Source organism: Saliniradius amylolyticus (genome assembly GCF_003143555.1).
GTDB lineage: Bacteria > Pseudomonadota > Gammaproteobacteria > Enterobacterales > Alteromonadaceae > Saliniradius > Saliniradius amylolyticus.
Map to the genome: position 1 here is coordinate 747,303 of NZ_CP029347.1, position 17,500 is coordinate 764,802.

18 protein-coding genes are annotated in these 17,500 nt (G+C 45.4%); all 18 read left to right on the forward strand.

Annotated features, from left to right (window positions below; all coding sequences use genetic code 11):
• Position 1 precedes the first annotated feature (1 nt).
• Complete coding sequence (locus tag HMF8227_RS03540; RefSeq protein WP_162558482.1) at positions 2–1,201, forward strand: type II secretion system F family protein; 1,200 nt, start codon at positions 2–4, stop codon at positions 1,199–1,201.
• Positions 1,188–1,589 (forward strand): type II secretion system protein, encoded by a 402-nt coding sequence (locus HMF8227_RS03545; protein ID WP_275425513.1) that lies wholly within the window; start codon positions 1,188–1,190, stop codon positions 1,587–1,589. The genes HMF8227_RS03540 and HMF8227_RS03545 overlap by 14 nt, the downstream gene beginning before the upstream one ends.
• Positions 1,586–2,002, forward strand: a complete 417-nt coding sequence (locus HMF8227_RS03550) for a type IV pilus modification PilV family protein (RefSeq protein ID WP_109338872.1) — start codon at positions 1,586–1,588, stop codon at positions 2,000–2,002. The genes HMF8227_RS03545 and HMF8227_RS03550 overlap by 4 nt, the downstream gene beginning before the upstream one ends.
• Positions 2,002–2,691 carry a prepilin-type N-terminal cleavage/methylation domain-containing protein gene (locus tag HMF8227_RS03555; RefSeq protein WP_162558483.1) on the forward strand — a complete coding sequence of 230 codons (690 nt, stop codon included), beginning with the start codon at positions 2,002–2,004 and terminating at the stop codon, positions 2,689–2,691. The genes HMF8227_RS03550 and HMF8227_RS03555 overlap by 1 nt, the downstream gene beginning before the upstream one ends.
• Before the next feature lie 2 nt (positions 2,692–2,693).
• Positions 2,694–3,557, forward strand: a complete 864-nt coding sequence (locus tag HMF8227_RS03560) for a hypothetical protein (protein ID WP_109338874.1) — start codon at positions 2,694–2,696, stop codon at positions 3,555–3,557.
• 6 nt (positions 3,558–3,563) lie between these two features.
• Positions 3,564–4,664, forward strand: coding sequence for a hypothetical protein (locus HMF8227_RS03565; protein ID WP_109338875.1), 1,101 nt, complete (start codon positions 3,564–3,566; stop codon positions 4,662–4,664).
• The gene (locus tag HMF8227_RS03570) at positions 4,664–5,212 is read left to right on the forward strand and encodes an alanine--tRNA ligase (protein ID WP_109338876.1); all 549 of its coding nucleotides are present in this window, start codon (positions 4,664–4,666) and stop codon (positions 5,210–5,212) included. Before HMF8227_RS03565 ends, HMF8227_RS03570 begins: the two co-directional genes overlap by 1 nt.
• Positions 5,209–5,763 (forward strand): hypothetical protein, encoded by a 555-nt coding sequence (locus HMF8227_RS03575; protein WP_109338877.1) that lies wholly within the window; start codon positions 5,209–5,211, stop codon positions 5,761–5,763. Before HMF8227_RS03570 ends, HMF8227_RS03575 begins: the two co-directional genes overlap by 4 nt.
• 3 nt (positions 5,764–5,766) lie before the next feature.
• Positions 5,767–7,818 carry a type II secretion system protein D gene (locus HMF8227_RS03580; protein WP_109338878.1) on the forward strand — a complete coding sequence of 684 codons (2,052 nt, stop codon included), beginning with the start codon at positions 5,767–5,769 and terminating at the stop codon, positions 7,816–7,818.
• A gap of 240 nt (positions 7,819–8,058) precedes the next feature.
• The gene (locus HMF8227_RS03585; RefSeq protein ID WP_109338879.1) at positions 8,059–9,459 is read left to right on the forward strand and encodes a hypothetical protein; all 1,401 of its coding nucleotides are present in this window, start codon (positions 8,059–8,061) and stop codon (positions 9,457–9,459) included.
• A gap of 165 nt (positions 9,460–9,624) precedes the next feature.
• Complete coding sequence (locus tag HMF8227_RS03590) at positions 9,625–11,226, forward strand: hypothetical protein (protein ID WP_109338880.1); 1,602 nt, start codon at positions 9,625–9,627, stop codon at positions 11,224–11,226.
• A gap of 248 nt (positions 11,227–11,474) precedes the next feature.
• Positions 11,475–12,515 (forward strand): dTDP-glucose 4,6-dehydratase, encoded by a 1,041-nt coding sequence (rfbB, locus tag HMF8227_RS03595; protein WP_109338881.1) that lies wholly within the window; start codon positions 11,475–11,477, stop codon positions 12,513–12,515.
• On the forward strand, positions 12,497–13,402 hold the full coding sequence (gene rfbD, locus HMF8227_RS03600; protein WP_204101028.1) for a dTDP-4-dehydrorhamnose reductase: 906 nt from the start codon (positions 12,497–12,499) through the stop codon (positions 13,400–13,402). Before rfbB ends, rfbD begins: the two co-directional genes overlap by 19 nt.
• Positions 13,399–14,283 (forward strand): glucose-1-phosphate thymidylyltransferase RfbA, encoded by an 885-nt coding sequence (gene rfbA / locus HMF8227_RS03605; RefSeq protein ID WP_109338883.1) that lies wholly within the window; start codon positions 13,399–13,401, stop codon positions 14,281–14,283. Before rfbD ends, rfbA begins: the two co-directional genes overlap by 4 nt.
• A 64-nt stretch (positions 14,284–14,347) precedes the next feature.
• Positions 14,348–14,893, forward strand: a complete 546-nt coding sequence (gene rfbC, locus HMF8227_RS03610; RefSeq protein ID WP_109338884.1) for a dTDP-4-dehydrorhamnose 3,5-epimerase — start codon at positions 14,348–14,350, stop codon at positions 14,891–14,893.
• Positions 14,894–14,912: 19 nt separating this feature from the next.
• Complete coding sequence (locus HMF8227_RS03615) at positions 14,913–15,713, forward strand: hypothetical protein (RefSeq protein WP_109338885.1); 801 nt, start codon at positions 14,913–14,915, stop codon at positions 15,711–15,713.
• Positions 15,710–16,369 (forward strand): hypothetical protein, encoded by a 660-nt coding sequence (locus HMF8227_RS03620; RefSeq protein WP_162558484.1) that lies wholly within the window; start codon positions 15,710–15,712, stop codon positions 16,367–16,369. The genes HMF8227_RS03615 and HMF8227_RS03620 overlap by 4 nt, the downstream gene beginning before the upstream one ends.
• A complete protein-coding gene (locus HMF8227_RS03625; protein ID WP_109338887.1) occupies positions 16,356–17,498 on the forward strand; it encodes a hypothetical protein in 1,143 nt (380 codons plus the stop codon). The genes HMF8227_RS03620 and HMF8227_RS03625 overlap by 14 nt, the downstream gene beginning before the upstream one ends.
• Positions 17,499–17,500 lie beyond the last annotated feature (2 nt).

Consider the following 17,500-nt stretch of genomic DNA (forward strand, 5'->3'; position numbering starts at 1 on the left):
AATGTTTAAATATACAGCTTATGATGAGGCGGGCGTTAAGCAGCATGATCAGATTCAGGCCTCCAACGTTGAGGATGCAAAACGAGAGTTAGTAAAGCAAGGCCGTCATGTTATTCAGATCAAGGAGTTATCGTCGCGAGCGGGACAGAGTTGGCGGCTATCAGAAGAAAAGGTGAGCCTTGAAGACCTTGAGTTTCTAACCTCTGAGCTGTCTATTCTTTTAAGTAGCGGTGTCAAAATTGATAAGGCACTGGCTATTATTAGCAAGAACAAGGGAGAAGGTCAGCTTCAGCGCCTGGTGGGCGAGATTCATACTAGCCTAAAAAAAGGAGAGAGTCTGGCAGTCGCCTTTTCAAAGCAGAAGAAGGTATTTGATGCTCTGTATATCAACCTGATTCGTATCGGAGAGGCGACAGGGAAACTGCCAGAGGTGTTTGATGGTCTGTCCCGGGATTTGAAGTTCCGGCGGGAGTTACGCTCGAAGGTGATTCAGTCGGTGACTTACCCCGCGGTTATTATGGCTGTTTGTGTTCTTTGCATCATCTTTGTGTTTAATTACATTGTGCCTCAAATGGGCAGTATTTTTACCGACGCCGATGATATTCCCGTATATACCGCTTTCCTTCTTGCAACCAGTGACTGGATGCAAAACTATCAGTGGTTTTTGTATGCAGCGATACTGGCTGGGGCAGCAGCCCTATATATTTCCAGAGACAATCCGGAGTTAAAGAATAAGCTGGCGGACCTCTCAATGAGAGCGCCTCTGTTGTCATCAGTAGTCATCCAGGTTGAGCGTATCCGTTTTAGCTCCGCTATGTCGCTGATGCTAAGTGCCGGGGTGAAGGTTGACGATGCTATCGGTTATGCAGCAGACAGTATCAAAAACCCACTCGTCAGTAAGAGTCTGAGAGCGGCGAGGGATAAGGTCAAAAAAGGCGCTTCTATCACCTCTGCACTCACTGCAACGCCTATCTATGATGCTTTTTATCTTTCTTTGCTGGAGGTGGGTGAAGAAAGTGGTCGTATGGATACCGTCTTTAATGACATTGCCAGCCGCTCAAAAGTGAAGTTTGAGAACTGGACCGAAAAGCTCACCACCATTCTGGAACCCCTGCTTATTCTGGTTATGGGCGGCATTGTCGGCAGTGTCGTTGTCACCATGCTTCTCAGTGTCGTATCTGTCAATGATGTCGGCTTATAGGACATCCAAAGGCTTCACGCTTATTGAGTTATTGGTCGTCATTACCATTATGATGACGGTTGTATCTCTGGTGGGTGGGCTGAGCATTGATATGTTGAGTAAGTATCGCAAGAAGGCTGAAGAGAAGCGCCTAGTCACTATCTTAAGCCAACTGAGTGAATCAGCTATGATTCGTCAGGAGGGGATGGACGTAAACTTGAATCAAGCTCAACTTACGGCCTCTTTTCAAGAAGGGCAACAGGAGTACTACCGCCACACCTTTGAGTTCATCCGTTTTAACCAACAGCGTATCCGAATTAACAGCCAGGGCTTGCCCTCGTTAACCACCATAAACTATCAGTTTGATGGCAGTCGCGAGACTCTTAATGTCGGGAAGGCATTGTTATGAAAAGGCAAAGTGGCTTTACCCTGTTAGAAGTGTTGATTGCAGGTGTCATCCTGTTTGCCGCTATTGCCAGCGCGTCCCTGATTTATTCGTCGTCAGTGGATAACAGCGTGAGAGCCACTCGTTCCGTCAGAATGTCGGGTGTGGTCATGGGACTCGTGGAGAATATTAAGCAGGAGCTAAGGGCCACGAGTGGACTGAGAGAGTTAAGCGGAGAGGGTGAGCAGGCTGGAGTTGGTTATTCCTGGCGGGCTGAGGTGATAGAGCAAAGTAAGCCTGTGGCAGTCTTCTCAAAAGAAGATGAAGGATTTACTCAACTTAATAAAAAGATCTTCCTATGGCGCGTCGACCTTAATCTCTCATTGCAGGAAAAGACGGAGCTATACCAGTTTGTTGTGTCCGGATGGGAGGCCTGATGAATAGAAATCAAGGTTTTTCATTGGTTGAGTTGCTGGTTTCTTTGACACTCCTGTCTTTAATCGTGTTTACCGGAACACTGGCTTATCAGACCTTTTCTGATTATTGGGCCCGAGAGAAAACAGGCTTCAAAGATGCATATAAGCTAGCTAGGGGGGCCAGCCTGCTGCATACCACTCTGGAAGACATTAAACCCTACCTGGTGGTCGAAAATAAGCAGCCTTATTTTTATTTTGAAGGCGGCGAAACGGTGTTGCGGGCGATTCGCCAGCAGGCCGTAACGGCAGAAGGGCCTGCCTTGTTTGAGTTAATTACTAAAAGCAGCGAAACAGGCGAAGGACTGGACTTGATATATTCTGAATTACCTTTGAAGCAGAGTAATTTTCAGAATATCCAGCGGCACACCGACAACTTCAGCTATCAGTTTATTTTAATGACAGGCATACAGGATCTGAGCTTTTCTTTCTTTGGTTGGCCTCATTTTAATGATTTTGCCAATCAATACTCGCAGGATAATCGTATTGATGAACAACAGTGGTTTGGGTTTTATAGTGCTAAAGACACTTGGGTTACCCCTACTCAGGTCCGCGTTGAAGTTGTAATGATGGGAGGTAAAACACTTAAGTTGGATGTTCCCGTGGCCGCATTCCGAGACGATCTCATCGACTATTACTTAACAGGAGAGTAGTTATGGATGAGAGAATACAGCAAAAGCAAGCAGGTGTTGCCTTAGTGCAGGTGCTGTTAATTACAGGCATCATACTGCTGTTAGTTATCCAATTGACGAAAGACACGCAAAGCCAACTGAGATCGGCCCAGCTATGGCAGGACAAGGTCAGTGCAGAGCTTGCGCTGAATAATGCGATAGAAAGAACCCTGTTTGATATTATGACCAAAGAGCGTGTTAAGGGCTCTGGCAGTGAGATTCAGCGTCAGTGGAATTTTTTTAGCAGCCCCTTTGAGATTGAAGTCGGTGGGGAGAAAGGTCGAGTGCAACGCACCGTTCAACTCCGATTGCAGGATATGGCTGGGTTGGCCTCGTTGATGTATTCTCCCGACATCATTGAAAAGTTGCTCTTGCAACAATCACTGTCACCAGCTGAGTCACGTCAGTTAATTAGCTTGCTGCAACAATGGCAGGGGGTTGAGACACCTTCGGCATCTGAGGCCAGGGGAAGCTTCCGTGGGCCGATTCAGTTTTTTGGAGAACTTGATTACATCTCTCCTGGTCTAGAGGCATTACTTGCAAAAAGGTTCGTTACCTATCTACCGGTTGACTACTTTAATCCAGGGACGCTTCCCAAGGAGTTATTGGCACTTATCGCCCCAAATGATAGTCTTGATAACCTTTTAGCCAGACGCCTTTCTGGCAAGTTGGATGAAAGAGAATTCAGGGCATTAAGTGGCATAGACAGTATGGATAGTGTCAGCTTTTATCCCAGTGAAATGATTGCGATTAATGCGGCAGTTAACACAGGCGATTTTAGGGTCTCAAAAAATATAACCATAAAGCTGCAGCCTGACAGAGAACCCCCAATTGTATTTCTTGAGTAACTATAGATGTTAAAAAAGCTGTTTGATAAGTGGTGGAGCCGCCAGGCTTTTTTCTTAGGGAAGCGTTTATACGCCATCAGCGGCTCACGCGCTGAGGAGGCGGAGTGGCATCAACTCGAGGGAGTAACGTTTCCGCTCTTGCTGGTAGGGCGTGAACACTACTCCGAGTACGAAAAGTACTACCCAATTGCTGATAGACGAGAACTGAAGAAAGTCATTACCCACTCATTGAGTGGAACCTATGTCTATAGTGTAGTCTCAGGCGATGAACAGGGTTTCCACGTTCGTTTTTGGGTATTCAACACCGACATTGGCCAGCGTCTTGATGATTTAATCGGGCTTTGGATGCCAGAAACCTATCTTCCTCTAAGCACAGAGTCGAATCAACTCATTACCGTTAAAAGAGCGGGCAATGAGCTGTACCGGCTTGAAGGTGACAAACGTGGCTCAACGATTGCTGAAGGTTTGTATCAGGATGCCGCCTATTTTCTGATGGCGATAGGAGCCGAAGCTGAAGAAAGTCCCAAAGAAACGTTAACAGAGCAAGCGTATCTTTCTCGACTGAAGTGGGCTCTTGAGTCTCTCTCCGTGACAGATTTAGGGGGCTTGCTAAGGCAACAGAAATACGGTGGCAATATTGCTGGCATGGCTTCTTGGCAGAGCGTTGGGCTTGGCGCCGTGGCTGGTTTCATTTTTATGGTTGCGGGGCAGTATGCCTACGTTAAATATCGAATTAACGACATAGAGAACGCTATCCAGTCGACCGATGTGACGGAGACTGTCGAGATACGAAACCGGGTACGGCAAAAAACGGAGCTCGTTGAAACGCTGCAGCGGACTGGTGGCGGTTCAGATTTCAGTAATAGTATGTGGGATGTCATGCTGACATTAATGGAGCAAGAAAAATACGCTATGTTACTGGTCACCGCCGAAGGACGTCAGCTTGAGCTCAGGCTGGAAGCGGACAAAGCCACAGACGCATTGCAACTCATTAATGAACACCCTTTGGTCGCGTCAGCAGAGTTCTCAAGCTCGATTCGAGAAAGCGTCGGCAGAGAGCGGTTTAATATCAGTATGACGCTGAAGCCGGCGGAGGGAGCAGAATAATGAGTCGGCAGAAGGTGATGTTATTGGTCGTAGGCTCTTTGTTGGCTATCAAGTTCGGTGTCCAGCCCCTCTTTGAGCACCTCGAAGAGGAGCAACAGTTATTACTCGACCTCTCAGAAAGACTGCAAAAAGTAGAAGAGCTGGATGCTTCACATGAAGACTATGTCGCAAGAGAGAAACAGCTGAACGCAAAGTTGGAAGAGCTGCGCGCTCGGTACCCGCAGGCACCAGAGGTAAACTTTGCCAAGCTCGACTTTCAAATGAAGTTACAAAATATTGCCGAACGCACCGGGGTGAAGCTGGATAGTGTAGAATGGGTCTCGGTAATAGACGGTCAGCCCACAAAGGCCTCCATATCTGTTCGAGTGGAGTCTCAGCTTGATCAGTTTGCCCGGTTTCATATGGCATTGCTGGAGCTGGGTGACTGGCTAATGGTGGACCGTTTGGAATTACGCATCAAAGACCAGAAAATCCGCTGGGAACAAATGGGGGAAACCTCCGGCAATGTGCTAATCGAAATGTACTTTATGCAGGGGACGATGCAGTGAGTTTGGTATTAAATTGGCGACATTGTCTATATGGAGGGCTGCTTGTTGTTGCAGTCTATGCCGTTCTGATTATCCCAACACTGCCTTCTGGTGTTACTGAGCCATCAGGCTCAGAAGCGCCTCAATGGTCTGATTTGTCTCTGGGGACAAATAGTGACGCCGTTAACTTTGAGGGGGTGCGGGAAAGGCTGAATAAACTTGCCCCGGAGAAAAAAGCAGAAGATGAAGAGCAGCAACAGTCTGCCAAGGATTCCGAATTAGATGCTCAAAAATCTAAACCCAAGGTGCTGCGGCCCAATCACGAGCATTTTGACGAAAACACACAGGTTGCCCTAGTGGGCGTCTTCTCTGCGAAGAAGAATAAACAATTTGCCGTGCTTAGAATGGAGGAGTTTGACTCTGGTCAAAGCCAGTTCGTTAAAGTTAAGCAAGGAGATGCTCTGGGTCCCTATCTGTTGACAGAGTTGGGGCAAAAACAAGTTACGCTAAGTCATCAGAATACCGATAAAGTGATCCGATTAGATATTTTTAAAATTGGAAGCAAGGAATAGATTGTGAAAAAAATAACTGTCACCGTAATACTGAGCACCTTGCTGATAGGTTGTGCGACCAACCAGGAGTCTCACGAAAACCAAAAGCAAGACAACTTTGTGTATGAGTTGAAGAAGTCATACTTATCGGGTGGTGAGCCGGTTCAAGAAGCCACTGAACCCGAGGACACCGATGATGAGGGCAGAAAGAAAGATTTTGAGCCTTTAAAATCGATTACTGCAGATCAAAAAGAAGAAGTCCAGCAGCAGCGAATCGCAGAGACCTTTAGTGCGCAGGAAAAGGCGACCATCGCAGCGGAAAACATGCCACTGACTGAGTTTCTGCATTACGCCTTTGGTGAGATTCTGTCAGAAAACTATGTTGTTGCCCCGGATCTGAAGAATAATAAAACACCGGTTACGGCAAACGTAAAAGAGCCAGTTTCAAAGCGCGAGTTATTCAACATCATAGCTTCGGTGTTGAAGCGTGAACAGGTGAGTGTCGATTATGACAACGGGACGTTTTTCTTCCAGGCCGCCAAGTTGGGTAAAGCCAAGGCAGCTATTGGCATAGGTAATACACCGGAGTCTGTGCCTAACACCAGTGGCCAGATTCTGCAAGTGGTCCCCATTAAGTATGGTATTAAGGTTGCGCTCGAGAGAACGGTCAGGGAGTTAATTAGCGCAACAATCAGAGCCGACTTTGAGCAGAGCTCATTATTTGTAATGGGGGATCGCAGTAATGTCCTTCGAGCGCTGGAACTGATCGATATACTCGATACGCCGGCAAACAGGGGCAAGCATATTGGGCTTATTACGCTGACGTATATTCCCTTGAATGAATTCGTAAACCAGACAAAAACCTTGATGGAGAATGAAGGGCTGAATGTCGGAGTGAATACTGGCTCGAATTCTAACATCGCCTTGGTGCCATTGGAGCACCTTGGTTCTGCAGCGGTATTTGCGACCTCTGAAGAACTACTGGACCGGGTTAAGTACTGGGCGACGATTCTTGATCAGCCAACCCGAGGGGAGAGCGAGCAGTATTTCGTTTACAACCCCAAATACGCCAGGGCAACGGACCTGGGGAAAAGCATCGGTGATTTGATCTCATTAGGCAGCCGCTCCACAGTTTCCAAAAACCAGAGAAGCACGGGTGCCAACGCTGAAGAGTTAAGAAACACCGGCGATAGTGGCTCGACCCTGGTCTCGGCCGAAAAAATGTCCTTCGTGGTGGATGAACGCAGCAACTCTATCATCTTCAGAACCTCAGGTTCCCAGTACCAGACTTTGTTGCCGCTACTCAGAAAACTCGATGTACTGCCCAAACAAGTATTATTGGAAGTGCTGATAGCCGAAGTCACTATGGCTGATGACTTTAAGTATGGTGTTGAGTTTGCGCTGAAAAACAGCAGCAGGCTTTCTGTAACCACACAGGGGTCGTTTGGTGCTGGAGAGACAGGCGGCTTAAACCTAAGCTTTTTGGATGGCGGGGCCGAGGCAGTAGCGTCCTTTTTCAAGGAAAATAAGTTTATCAACGTGTTGTCAAATCCCTCCTTATTAGTCAGAGATGGTGTCGCTGCTAATATCAGCGTAGGAACTGACATACCTGTTGTAGGCGGCACGGTTTCTCAGGATGGTGGTAACGTTACTACCAACATTGAGTATCGCAAAACAGGGGTGGACGTGTCCGTAACGCCCACCATCAACGCGCAGGGTGTGGTCATCATGAGCATTAACCAGCGCATCAGTAACACTGTCGATACAACGGCAGGGAGCAATGGCTCACCGTCGATCTTCGAACGGTCTCTGGATACTGAAGCCGTTGTGGGCAGTGGTAAAACGGTGTTGCTGGGCGGACTGATCAGCGAGGACGTGTCCAATGGAGAGACAAAGGTGCCAGGCTTTGGAGACTTACCATTGGTGGGGCATCTGTTTAAGGGCCGGACCGACTCTCGAAGCAAGACAGAGCTGGTGATGCTGGTTACCCCTAAGGTGATCGAAAGCAACGAGCAGTGGAATAAGCTGATGTCGGATTTTGAAGGCGGGCTTGAAAACATTCGCTTGATTCGTTAAGCATAATAAGCTTAAAGTGGAAGAAGCAGCTATGGTTATTAGATGTTCACTTGCCGGATGCGGGCACTAATTTTTATTTCTAAGTGTTGACAGACACTTAGTCATCAATAAGAATTGCCTTTGGTAAAAAGTTGTCCATGAAGGAAAACTTTTATCATTAACCCTAGCTAGACAGGAAACTAGGAACGGAATATGACACAAGTGTTGTATTCCCAATTTCATGAAATTGGAGAATAAGAAATGAAATCTATTCTTAAGAAAACGTTGATCGCTGCTGCCGTCGCGGGCGCAGCTTCAGCTAACGCAGCAACAATTACCACTGGTGTTACTTCATCAGTGCTAACTGACAGCCCAGATTACCCGCTGATCTCTCAGGAAGGCTTTGACTTGGCCGAATCGATTGATGTGGGCACAGTGTCTGGTACAGATATTGAAGTTCAGATCGCTCCCGGAGCAGACTATGTGGCCGGTGATTTGCTGACCATTACTTTCTCGGGTGCCACTATCGACACTTCTGCTAGCTCTCCAGAGCTTGCTTGTGACGCTACTGATACTAACTGTAGTGCATCTACAGGTTCTGGTGACGTGGCTGGTGACTTCTCTCTGATCGATAGCACAACTTCAACACTGACGTTCCGTGTAACCGCTGACAACAGTGACGAAGAAAATCTGTCATACGATCTGAGCGGTGTGACTCTGGATAGTGTTTCCGGCGGTGCGATTTCTGTAAGCACTCAGGGCACCATCTCTGGATCTGGTACGTCTTTCGATGCTGGTGCAGCCACAACAGTTGCAATGGTTAGCTCTGAGTTCTCCGTTGCTGCTGGTGACTCTTTCGACGGGGTTGTGGATGTAGAGAACGAGCGTAAACAGTTCACCGACGGTACTACCGACAGTGCCACTCTGGACGTAATGTGGGGCGCTGATCTGTTATCGGTCTCCTCTACCGGCGCGACTCTGGCTCTGACTGGCTCAGACCTGGCGTTCCTGAACGATGCTGAAGGCGATCTGGACTCAGGCTCTTACGCTCTGACCGGTGCAACCGAAGACACTGATGAAACAACGTTCGCTGACAACGTGTTGTCACTGACCACCACTGGTGGCCTGACCAGCGGTGCAGACGCAATCGGTGTAACCCTAACGGCAGACGGTGTAAATGATGAAGACGCTCAGGTATTATCTGACCAGTCTTTCTCTGCAGATCTAACGCTGAACTACAGCCGCTTGGTAGGTTCTACCGTTGAAACTGGCAGCATGACCAATGACAACATTGACTTGGGTGCATGGACACTGTCTGGCGCTACTATCAATATTCCATATATCCCATATGGTGCTGGTATCAGCCAAATCATCTACGTTAGCAACGACGGTGGCGTAGACGGTGATATCGAGCTGACCGCTTTTGATGATGCCGGTAACGAGTACGGCCCTGTAACACTGTCTGTGTCCGCTGAAGCTGACAAGATTACCGCTCTGTCGACTTCAATTCGTAATGCTTTGGAAGCAGAAGGTTATGACGGCTCTTCTAAGAAGATGGACATGACGTTGGTGATCAACTCACCATCAGACGACATCGAGCTGTTCACTGCTTACAACGTACGCGGTGACCGTTTAGCCGTGAACAATACCAAATCTAACTAATAGACACGCTCTATTGTGTTAGTTAATAAAGGCGAGGGTAACCTCGCCTTTTTTTTGTTGTTTTTGCCACAACCGGCCCTCTGTACTGTCTGTTACAGCTGTTATTGAATACCCGCCAAAGTTCCATTACTATCCTGTCGCCTTTAACTGGATGGAGACGCTGTTTTGGAGAGACCCGCGTTAATTTTGCTTTATGCGTTGACAATCACTTTGGGGGTGGTTGCGTATTGGCCGTCATTGTCAGTGCCTTTCTATCTGGATGACTTTTCATCGATCGTGGATAACCCACTACTGACCACCGACTGGGGATTGTTAAACCAGCATTATTTTGGTCGGCAACTGACCTACTACAGCTTCGCCCTTACTTATGAGGTGTTCGGGGAAGAACCTCTTGTCTACCACCTGACCAATATGGTTCTCCACCTGGCCGTTGCGGCATCGGTTGCATTATTGTCGAAGCGCCTGGTCACAATCGTGGGCGGTGGAAGGGCGTACCAGCACTATTGCATATTCCTTACCTTTGCTCTGTTCCTGCTCGCACCGCTAAATACGCAGGCGGTGACTTATATTGTGCAGCGGGCGGCGCTTCTCAGTGCCCTATTTTATGTACTGGCATTATGGGCCTACCTCGGGGCCAGAACATACGGTGGTAAACAGCGGCTCATATATACGATTGCCGTGCTGGTGTTTATTTCTATGGGGGCAATCTCAAAGCAAAACATAGTGACACTTCCGGTCGCCTTCTTGTTGCTTGAACTGTTCTTGTTTAAGACGGTATCAAGACTATGGCAGTGGGTTTTATACAGTGTTCTTGCTGTTGGTCTGGCTGGCTTATTTGCCATCGATCTGATACCAAACTTATCGGAACACAGCTTGCTGCATGTGATCGATCAGGCGACCCGATTGCAGACCGAGATGCCGCGATACGAATATTTTGCTCATCAGTTGGTCATCCTGTGGCAATACATCTATAAGTTTTTCGTTCCCTATCCTTTATTACTCGAGTATCCGACAACCGTTTACTCAGCCACAAGCTCGCAAGTATTGCTCTCGGGGGTCGGGCATCTTGCGGTGATTGTTGTTGCGATTTCGCTTAGGCAACGCCTGCCCCTGATTACTGTCTGTGTTGGCCTGTTCTATTTAGCACATTCAGTGGAGTCGGCATTGATACCCATTGTCGACCTGGCTTTTGAGCACCGTACTTACCTGCCGAATGCCTTTTTAGCGGTTCTGGTTGGCTCTTGTCTTGCGGGTTTATTGTCGAGGTACCGGCTGCGTACAGTTGTATTTGTAGCCATTGCACTGACCCTGGTCTTTACCTTCCTGACATACAAAAGAAATGAATTGTGGGGCAAGCCTATTTCTTTTTATCGCCACGAACTGACCCATGTGGGAGATAACTGGCGAAGCTACGCGGCGTTAGGGCTTTTTGAAGCAAAAAGGGGGCGATTCAAGCATGGTGTTAAATGGCTTCGGGTTGCTATTAAAGTGGGATCAGAGCGGGGGCAACTGCAAGCCAAACCCGTCATCGCGTATATGGACCTGCTGCATAAGACCGGAAATACCCCAAGAGCTAAATATATAGGTGTGTTGGCGGCAAAATCCTTTACCCGCAACCAGGATAAATCCATGGTCTGGTCCAAGCTCGCGCAATATCAGGTAGAGCACGGAAATTGTGATTTTGCCAAAGGGTTAATTGAACGCTCTTTGCAGCTCGACAGCAGCAATATCATCGCCCAACGTCTGGCTCGAGCTTGTAGTCCATAAACATGGCTGTTTTATGGCAGCAGTCTAAGCAAGAAAGATAGCTTGATAAAAACCTTGTAAGTTATGGCTAGTAGTTGTTGGTAGTCGTTTCATCATTGCAAGCTATGTTAGAGTTGAGGCCTTGCTGACAATGTTATCTTAAAAATAAGCTGGGCATTGTCACTGTAGGTGAGCTCATTCGTATTGGGAACTTAGGGAAAGGTGTGGCAAGCAGGCGGCGCTTTCGAACCTTGTTGGATATTTAATATATGAATAAAACATTTTTAGTCACCGGCGGTGCCGGTTTTATTGGTTCGGCGGTGATACGGTATCTGCTGAGTAATACAAATAGCCGCGTGGTTAATTATGACAAGCTCACTTATGCGGGTAATCTAAGCTCCCTACAGGTGGTCGCTGATAACCCCAATTACACGTTTATTCAAGCCGATATCAACGACGCTGATGCAGTGGCCGGGGCTCTCTATGCTCATCAACCTGACGTCATTTTGCATCTTGCTGCAGAAAGTCATGTCGATCGCTCAATCGACGGGCCGGCAGAGTTTATTCAAACGAATATTGTTGGTACCTATACGTTATTGGAAAAAGTGAGAGGCTATTGGCTGTGGCTAAAAAAACAGTACCCTGAAAAGGCTAAGGCTTTTCGTTTTCAGCACGTCTCCACAGATGAAGTGTTCGGTGATCTCGAACCGAATGATCCTGCGTTTGATGAAACAACACCCTACAAGCCCAGCTCACCATACTCTGCCAGTAAAGCGAGCTCTGATCACATAGTCCGAGCATGGTATAGAACCTATGGGCTACCCGTTGTTATCACCAATTGCTCTAATAACTATGGGCCCTATCAATACCCGGAAAAATTGATTCCCACCGTTATTGCCAAAGCTTTGGCAAAGGAGCCCATTCCGGTTTACGGCCAGGGGCAGCAGATAAGAGACTGGCTTTATGTTGATGACCATGCCGAAGCGCTGATCACCGTCGCGGAAAGAGGCAAAATAGGTGAGACCTATGCAATTGGTGGCGCGACCAGCGGAACAGAAGAAGTCAGTAATCTAAAATTAGTGGAATTAATGTGCCAATTTATTGGCCGCGAGCTAAACGATGGGTTTGATTATAAGAGACTTATCGAATTTGTCACTGACCGCCCTGGTCACGATTTTCGTTACGCGATTAACAGCCATAAAATACAGAATGAGCTTGGCTGGCAGCCGCGTCACAACTTGGCGTCGGGCTTGCAAAACACCGTCGCCTGGTATTTAACCAATAAAGCCTGGTGGCAGGCGTTGCTATGATATTAGTTCTTGGTAGCAATGGTCAGGTTGGTCACGAGTTAAAAAGACAACTGCTGGAACGTGGCTATGAGTTGCTATCTCCAACTCGTGACGAACTTGATTTGAGCAACCTGGATGCAGTAAAAACTTACCTGCAAGCACATCAGCCGACGTCCATGATCAATGCCGCCGCCTACACACAGGTGGACAAAGCGGAATCTGAGCCTCAATCAGCTGATATGTTAAACCATCGCTTGCCACACACATTGGCAGAGTACAGTCAGCAGACCGGTGCTTACTTATTACATTACTCCACCGATTACGTATACGCTGGACAGGGCACAAAGCCTCAGGATGAAAACGCCCCCCTTATCCCCCAGTCTGTTTACGGAAAAACCAAATTGGCTGGCGAAATGGCGATACAGGCGACGACAAATCGGTACAGCATTTTGCGTACCAGCTGGGTATATAGTTATCGTGGGCATAACTTTATGAACACCATGCTGAAGCTTGCTTCACAGCGTGACGTGCTCACCATCGTTGACGATCAGGTTGGTACCCCGACCTCAGCCGATATCCTCGCTACCTTTAGCATTTTGGCTTACGAAGAGCGGCTAAAGGGCATTTACAATCTCACCCAAGAAGGCGAGGTCAGCTGGTATGGGTTTGCCAAGGCAATTTTTGAACTCGCTCGCAAGAACAAGCGGCTTCCGAACGTGCCTAAGCTCTTACCAATAAAAACCTGTGACTACCCGACCCCAGCTATAAGGCCACTAAACTCTCGTCTGGACTGCGGTAAACTGTTAAAAGCATTAGATGGCGTCAAACTTAGTGACTGGAAAACAGGCTTGTCGAAAGAAATGACCAAACAGCAACTGCCAGGCAACCAGCAAGGAACCAGCCAATGAGGGAGTCAGAAAAGTCAGCCTATAAAGGCATTATTTTGGCTGGTGGCGCGGGCACCCGGTTACATCCCATTACCCTGGGGGTTTCGAAACAGCTGTTGCCCGTTTATGACAAGCCGATGATTTATTATCCGTTATCGGTATTAATGCTGGCCGGTATTCGTGAAGTTCTGATCATCACCACCCCAGAAGACAAAGCTGGCTTCCAAAAGTTGCTTGGCGATGGCAGCCAGTTTGGGATTCAGCTAAGCTACGCGGTCCAGCCAAGTCCCGGTGGATTAGCTCAGGCTTTTCTTATCGGTGAGACGTTTATTGGTGATAGCCCGGTTTGTTTAGTGCTGGGGGATAACATCTTCCACGGACAAGGGTTTACTGGCAAGTTAAAAGAAGCCGTGTCGAATACCCACGGCGCGACTGTTTTTGGTTACTGGGTGAAAGATGCGCAACGTTTTGGTGTCATTGATTTTGACAATAATGGCGTGGCAACCTCAATTGAAGAAAAGCCAGAGCATCCTAAATCAAACTATGCCGTGACAGGACTGTACTTTTACGACAATGATGTGGTTGATATTGCGAAATCAGTGACGCCCTCAAGTCGTGGTGAACTGGAAATCACCAGTGTGAACAACGCCTACCTTGAACGAGGAAAACTGCGGGTGGAAAAGTTTGGACGGGGATTCGCCTGGCTGGATACCGGCACGCACGATAGCCTGATCGAAGCCAGTCAGTACGTGCAAACCATAGAGCACCGGCAGGGCTTAAAAGTCGCGTGCCTGGAAGAGATCGCCTGGTCCAATCACTGGATAGACAGAGAAACACTTCAGACTCAAGCCGAAGCGCTTGCGAAGACTGAGTACGGACAGTATTTAAAGCGTCTGTTGTGACTGTAGTTGAGGCACAAGTGTTAGTAGGTTGTGTCCTGGGCGCGAAAAAGGAACAAAGAAAACTATGTATTACCAACCACAAAAATTAAAGGACCTGGTACTCATAACGCCCGAAGTGCACGAAGACCACCGTGGCTTCTTTATGGAAACGTTTCGTCAGGACGAATTTGAGAAGCATTGCGGAAAGTACCAATTTGTACAAGATAACCACAGCCGCAGTCAAAAAGGCACACTGCGAGGACTGCATTACCAACTAAAACACCCACAGGGCAAGCTGATACGTGTAACACAAGGTGAGGTATATGATGTCGCTGTAGACTGTCGTAAAAACTCGCCTTCCTTTGGTCAATGGCAAGGCTTTACTCTATCGGCAGAAAATAAGCACATGCTGTGGGTGCCACCGGGCTTTGCTCACGGTTTTCTGGTTATGAGTGAAATAGCTGACTTTGTGTACAAGTGTACAAACTATTACGATCCGACTAATGAACGAGGATTTCGATGGGATGATCCAATACTAGACATACAATGGCCTGATATAAAAGTTGATAAAAAAATTTCAGCGAAAGATGAAAGCGGAACTAATTTCTCAGTGCTTTTAGATGAATTGTAGATAGTTAAGTTAAAAAATAATGATGAAAAAAATAGTAGCAATAGGAACAAGCCGTATTCACTGGCCTTTAGAGTATATTAAAAAATATACACGTATAGATGTTGATTTTCTTAATGTCGGGTACTTTCAGTCAGCTGGTCAGATATATGACCTTCTTTTTAGGAGTGAAGAAATTTCACAATCGGAAGTGATAAGGCCCCGATTTTTTAGACGGGATGCTACTCCTGAAAACCCCTTTAATGACAAGGTCTTTCATGATTCTTTGTTTATAAAGAGTGTTATTGAGAAAATTTCATCTGCTGACTATCTATATATAGAGCTTTCGACTCTTCATGAGTTTCAATATGAAGGTATTCACATACAAGGGAACCCTAATTATTACAGGAATGTTCCTTTTTCTAAGATATGGAAAGATGGTTATTATAATATCTATGAACCGGAGTTAAATGTTGTTAGGTATCAACAGTCAAAAAAGTTTATTAATGATTTAGTTCAGTCCGTGTCTAAAGTATATGATTCAAAGTTGATTTTCACATCACATATATTTTCAAGCGACGCCAGCTTCGGTAGAGAAGTAATTCATAAGTCAGTTAAAGATAGTTGTGATATGTTTGGTTTGACATTTATTGATAAAACTCCATTAGTTGACTCTTTTGGTTTTAGAGTTTCAAGTTCTGGGGAAAGAGATATCCATCATTTAAGTTGGCGGGGTACAAAGGCTGAATCGATTTTATTGAGCGAGTTGATTCTTGGTTATAAAGACAAAGATATTGAAGATAATATTAAAGAAGATGATTTTATAGAAGGATTTTTGTTATGAAGAAATATAATGATCCAAGGGTTTTTGTTGATCAAGGTAATAAGAAAGTAATAGTTGCTAACTTAAAGTGTGGGTATTCAACGATAAATCAATTCTATAAAAATCAAGGAGTTAATGTGTCTCATGACTTCGAAGTTTTTACTAATCAAAATGATTTTGAGTGTGTGATTTTTGTAAGAGAACCATGGGCCCGCTTTAAGTCTTTTTATAAAAACTGGGTGATCGATAAGCAGGTTGACGAATCCTATTCCAATATGTATCTATATAATATTTTCAAGAGAGCTTTTTCAGAAAACTTTTTTAAAAGCCTGTGCTCTTCAACAGTCGAAAAAAAAAGTAGTTCTGAGTTTTTTAATGTTTTTTTTGAGCAGTTTTCAGGTTCTTTATCAGAAGATCGACATACTGTACGACAAGTAGATATATTGAAAGAAATCGATTGCTCTAGTGTAAGCAATCTTTGTGTTTATGATTTTAAGGATAATCAAAAATATTTGGAGAGCTTATATAATGTTTCACCTGTTATTCAAAATGAGACTGGGAGTTGTCGCCTGAATATTAAGTTGAATAAGGAAAATCAAAAGACTTTTAATTCCTTCTACAGTGACGATTTTCAACTTTATGAAAAATCAGAGAGGTTTATTGATGGAAGAACATGAAGTAATACTACATATAGGTATGCCAAAGACGGGTACGACTTCTCTACAGAATTTTTTGAGAGATAACAGGGATTCTCTAGAGCATGTTGGAGTTTACCTTCCTAAGTCAGGAACAGATTCTTCTGGAGCTTGCTGGCCCTTAGTATATGAATTAAACCGAGAATTAGGCGGTGGTTTCGTGCTGGATAACGGTGATGCATTGAGTAATGGGCATTTAGACTCCGTGAAGAATGAAATAATGTCACTCGACAGTGCTAAACGAATCGTTTTTTCTTGTGAAGACCTCTACTATTACAGTGCTGACTATATTTCCAATTTTCTTCGGCGTATTTTTGGATATATGCCAAAAGTTAGAGTATATTTTGTAATTAGAGATCTTGTTGACTATGTGGATTCCTCTCTAAATCAAGTCGTAAAGGACTATCCTGGGCGCTGGGTTGATTTAAAAAAATCATTTAATAATGTTGTCAATGAAAAGCTAGATCTGACTTATCACTTATCTAAGTTTAGAGCGATAAAAGAAGTGGATTCAATTTTTGTTGGATGCTACGAGGTTGTGTGTCAAGAGAAACATGGCGTTATTGCAAGTTTTCTAGATTTCATAGGTGTTGATATTCCTATAAATATTAAGTCAAGTTATAATGCAAATAGTAGAATAAAGACCTATGATGCTATTCTTATAAAGAACTTCATTAATATGCTTCCACTATCTCTTGGGGAAATAAGGAAGTACAAAAGCCTTCTTATAGAGTGGGAGAAATCTCATTTGAATGATAGAGGTGAAAAGTTATTAGATTTTATGAAATTGAATGAAAAGTTTCATCACTTTGCTTTGTCAGTTTATGATAGGTTGCGAGACGAAAAATATATTGATAAAGACACTTATACTTTATATGTTGATAACTTAAAGTCTGCTACTAAAAAAGACGATAATGATGACAAAAAGAGAAGTTTAATTCCAGAGAGATTTTCTGATTTTTTGATATTCGTCGAGTCAAAAGAGCCTAGGTTATATTTATTATTATTGTCGTCTATTTCTGATAGTGTTTCTTCACATTTTTATAATAGTATTCTTCCCCAGGTTCGTGAAGAAAATATGGTGGGAAACCAAACCTATAGGCCGGTATGAAA